This is a genomic window from Methylobacterium variabile, assembly GCF_001043975.1.
Lineage (GTDB): Bacteria > Pseudomonadota > Alphaproteobacteria > Rhizobiales > Beijerinckiaceae > Methylobacterium > Methylobacterium variabile.
In genome coordinates this window covers 1-4046 of sequence record NZ_LABY01000272.1, presented here as the reverse complement: position 1 = coordinate 4046, position 4046 = coordinate 1, and the positions used below count along the sequence as shown (strand labels likewise).

Annotated in this window: 4 protein-coding genes; 3 read left to right on the top strand and 1 reads right to left on the bottom strand. The window is 74.5% G+C overall.

Annotated elements, in window-relative coordinates:
- Nucleotides 1-98: 98 nt before the first annotated feature.
- Nucleotides 99-1382, bottom strand: coding sequence for an alpha/beta hydrolase (locus VQ02_RS30585; protein ID WP_048448027.1), 1284 nt, complete (start codon nucleotides 1380-1382; stop codon nucleotides 99-101).
- Nucleotides 1383-1698: 316 nt separating this feature from the next.
- Here VQ02_RS30585 and VQ02_RS30580 point away from each other — a divergent pair, with 316 nt between their 5' ends.
- The 3 genes from VQ02_RS30580 to VQ02_RS37710 all read left to right on the top strand — a co-directional run.
- Nucleotides 1699-2490, top strand: a complete 792-nt coding sequence (locus tag VQ02_RS30580) for a glycosyltransferase family 2 protein (protein WP_048448026.1) — start codon at nucleotides 1699-1701, stop codon at nucleotides 2488-2490.
- A gap of 104 nt (nucleotides 2491-2594) precedes the next feature.
- Nucleotides 2595-3680, top strand: coding sequence for a chemotaxis protein CheB (locus VQ02_RS30575; protein WP_083469542.1), 1086 nt, complete (start codon nucleotides 2595-2597; stop codon nucleotides 3678-3680).
- 161 nt (nucleotides 3681-3841) lie between these two features.
- The coding region (locus tag VQ02_RS37710) for a hypothetical protein (protein WP_157080880.1) at nucleotides 3842-4046 on the top strand (205 nt) is incomplete at its 3' end.

Sequence of the window (4046 nt, the reverse complement as noted above, 5' to 3'; positions counted from 1 at the left end):
TGCCAAGGCGCGAGGGTATGACACCGGCGCGCTCTCGCATCGATGCGAGAGCGTCCGGCGCGAGGTCACGGGCTTGGCTCTCGCACCGGCCTCCCGCGTCAGCGCCCGCCCAGCGCCCGGGCCGGTGCGGTGGCGAGGTCGACCGCGCCCTCGGCGGTGTTGCCGAGGCCCTGGCCGAGGTTGCGCAGGTGCTCGCCGTAGGTCTCCCGGCTCTGGGCATCGACCACGGCGACCGGGGCCGAGACCGCGAGGCCGGCGGCGGTGCCGACGGTGGCGGCGGCGCCCGCGGTCATCTGCACGATGCGGTCGCCGAGACCGACGCGGGAATCGGTGATGGTCTGGCCTTGCGCCAGGCGGTTGCCGAGGAGCGCCACGAGCTGCGGGCTGCCGGCGAACTTGCCGTGGTTGAGGGCGTCGTCGCCCTTCATCGCGGTCAGGTTGAGGACCGCGATGTTCTCGCGGGCGAGCTCGCTGCGATAGGGCTCCGTGCCCGGATCGATGGCGCCGAGGCGGGCGCCGGAATTGCCCCAGACCAGCCGCGAGACCGCGAGCGCGTTGTCGTCCTGGGACACGAACAGGCTCAGCCTCGGCCGGGTCGGGCCCATGTCGCGAAACGCCTCGCGGGCGAGGTCGACGTCGACATCGGGCGCGGCCAGAACCACGTCGCGGATCTTCGCGGCGACGCGCCCGTCGCGGATCGCCATCTGGCGCAAGGATTCGAGCACCAGCCAGTTGCCCATCGAGTGGGCCAGCACCGTGACCTCGGTCACCTCCGGGTTCTGGGCGAGGCGCCGCAGCACGCCCTCGAGGGCGTTGCGCGAGTAGTTGGTGCTCTCGCGGTCGTAGCCGTAGGCCAGCACGCTGCCCCGGGACGGCCAGGTGAACAGCACCGGCACCACGTCGGCCTTGGTGTCGTGCACGATCTGGGCGAAGCGGTAGACCGCGTCCTCGAAGCGGTTGTTGAAGCCGTGGACGAAGACCAGCACGTGGCGCCGGCCCGTGCGCGCGGCGCTGCGGCGCAGGCGCGCCGCGGCCTCCGGCCGGTCGAGGGTCTCGGCCTTGAGCGTCACGAAGTCGGTGGCGGGGTTGCCCGGCAGGCTCTTGGGCCACTGCACCGTGCCGGGGGTGCGCACCGAGTCCGGCGGGATCGAGACCGTGATGTCGGCGTAGGACAGGGCCGGCCCCCGATCGCCGGAATAGAGCTCACCCGGGTTGCCGGCGGTCTTGCGCGTGGTCGCGACCAGCATGTCGACCCGGGACGCCCCCGGCACCGTGGCGGCCACCGGCGCCAGCACGCCCTTCGGCGTGCCCGCGCAGGCGCCGAGCCCGGCCGCGAGGACGAGGGCGCTCCCCAGCATCCGGCCCCGCACAAGAACCCCCATCACCACCGTCCGCTCTCCTCGCCCCATCCGGACAAACCTTGCGGCACCCGGCGGTCCCTCGCGCCCGATTCTCAGGAGCACGTCTTAAGAAGATGAGCCAAACCGATGCGGCGCCAATGGGGCGGCGGGCCGGCGGGGCGCTTCCGCCGGCCCCGTGGCCGGGAGAGCACGCTCCGGCCGCGTCGAGGGACGCCGCCCGCCCCCGCCCATTTTCTGCGCAGAACCGGTATCCACCCTGCGGGAAAATGCTCTAGAGGCTGGCTCACGTCCCCCGGCGGTCCCGCGCGGGCCGGGACGCTCCCCGCCGCGTCGATTCATGGTCACCCCGCTTCCCCTCTCGATCTTCATCATCGCCCACAACGAGGCCGACCGCATCGGCGCCACCATCGCGGCGGTGCGCGAGCTGTCGGACGACATCGTGGTGGTCGATTCCGGCTCCACCGACGGGACGCGTGAGCTCGCCGCCTCCCTGGGCGCGCGGGTGATCGAGCGGGCCTGGCCCGGCTACGGGCCGCAGAAGCGCTTCGCCGAGGAGCAGTGCCGGCACGTCTGGATGCTGAACCTCGACGCCGACGAGGTGGTGCCGCCGGAGCTCGCCGCCGAGATCCGCCGCCTGTTCGCCGCGGGCGAGCCGCCCCACCCGGCCTACGCGATCGGCATCGCCGAGGTGTTTCCCGGCGAGACCAGGCCGCACCGCCTCGCCTACACGCTCTGGCCGGTCCGGCTCTACCGGCGCGACCGCGGCCGCTACTCGCCCTCGCCGGTGCATGACCGGGTCGACCTCGAGCCCGGCGCCACGACCGGGCGGCTGCGGGCCGTGATCCACCACTTCTCGGTCCGCTCCCTGGGCGACCAGCTCGACAAGCTCAACCGCTACTCGGACCAGCAGGCCGACGACCTCGAGGCGCGGGGCGTCCAGATCCCGACCTGGCGCCTCTTCGTTGAGCTGCCGGGCAATTTCCTGAAGGCGTATGTCGGCCGGCGCCACTGGGTGCGCGGCGCCTACGGCTTCCTGACGGCGATGAACTATGCCATCTCGCGCCACCTACGGGTCGCCAAGCACTACGAGCGCCGGATCGGGGGTCGCGGCCGGCGCGGCGGCCGCTGACGCCGGTTAACCTGTGTTGAAGCGGCAGAGCGGCTCCGGTGCGATGCTGCGCGCTTCCCTCCCGGCAGGCGGCGCGACGCGCGGCCGCCCTTCCGACGACAGGCATGGCCCCCCACAGAAGAGCCCTTCCGGCGCAGGGCGATGCCGGGGCCGCGCGCGACGCCGACGGCCCTGCCGCGCCCCCGCACGACATCGTGGTGATCGGCGGCTCGGCGGGCGCGGTGGCGCCGCTGCGGGCGATCCTGGCGGGCCTGCCGGCGGAGAGCCCGGCAGCCTACTTCGTGGCCCTGCACACGGCGAGCGGCGGCAGCCTCGCAGCGCGCATTGGCCGGCCGCCGGGGCCGCTTCCCCTGGTGCCGGCCGAGGACGGCATGGCGATCCGGCCCGGCCGGGTCTACCTCGCGGCGGCGGACCGGCACCTGCTGCTGGAACCCGGCACGATCCGCCTCGGCCGCGGCCCGCGGGAGAACATCAGCCGGCCGGCGGTCGACGCGCTGTTCCGCTCCGCCGCCCTGGCCTACGGACCGCGGGTGGTGGGCGTGCTGCTGAGCGGCCTCCTGCACGACGGCGCGGCGGGCCTCGACGCGATCAAGCGCTGCGGCGGCCTCGCCCTGGTGCAGGATCCCGACGAGGCCGAGGCGCCCGACATGCCGCGCAGCGCGCTCGCGGCGGTGCCGGCGGATGCCTGCGCGCCGACGGACGGCCTCGGTGCGGCGCTCGCCCGCCTGGTGGCCCTTCCGGCCGGGCCGCCGGGCCCAGTGCCGGAGGACCTGGCCCTCGAGGTCGCGATCGCCGCGGGCCGCCCGGGCGCGGACCTGGAGCGGGCGGCCGATCCCTCCCCCATCACCTGCCCGGGCTGCGGCGGCGTGCTCTCCCAGATCCGCGAGGGGCGGGTGCTGCGCTTCCGCTGCCAGGTCGGCCACGCCTACACGGCCGAGGCCCTCGCGGACATGCAGGGCGACGCGCTCGAGGACGCCCTGCGGGTCGCCCTGCGCATCGTCAAGGAGCGCGCCGAGCTGGTCGGCCGCATGGCCGGCGACGCCCGCCGGCGTGGCAACGGCCTCGTCGCGGCGATGTACGAGGAGCGCGCCCGCGAGTACGACGGCCACGTGCGCACGATCCGGCAGGCCCTCGGGACGGGGCACGACCTCAGGGAGGCCGGGGCGGGACCGGGGGGCCGTCCCGGCTGAGCGCCGCGGGCGCGGGCGAAAGCCGGGGATCGCCATGCGTTGGCCTGACAGCGCTTCGCCGGACGGATATGATCCCGGTGCGGTAGATTGCACGTCCATCTGCCGGATACCGGAGGCGACGACCCTTGGCCAGGAAGACCCGTGCGGAGTCGGGTACCCCCGTGGAGGGAAGGCGGTCGCCTGAGCGCCTGGTGGTGGTCGGCGTCGGCGCTGCGGGTGCTGCCATCGACTCCCTGGAGCGCTTCCTCGCCCATGCCCCGGAGATGCCGGGCATCGCCATCGTGGTCGCACTCCAGCAGCGCGAGGTGATCGACGAGGCGCGCTGGAACACGGCCCTGTCGCGGGCCGCGGCCCTGACGCCCGCCC

Excerpts from the sequence above, each read along its gene's own strand:
- VQ02_RS30580 (WP_048448026.1), top strand. The coding sequence starts at position 1,699 with ATGGTCACCCCGCTTCCCCTCTCGATCTTCATCATCGCCCACAACGAG.
- VQ02_RS30585 (WP_048448027.1), bottom strand. The coding sequence starts at position 1,382 with ATGGGGGTTCTTGTGCGGGGCCGGATGCTGGGGAGCGCCCTCGTCCTC.
- VQ02_RS30575 (WP_083469542.1), top strand. The coding sequence starts at position 2,595 with ATGGCCCCCCACAGAAGAGCCCTTCCGGCGCAGGGCGATGCCGGGGCC.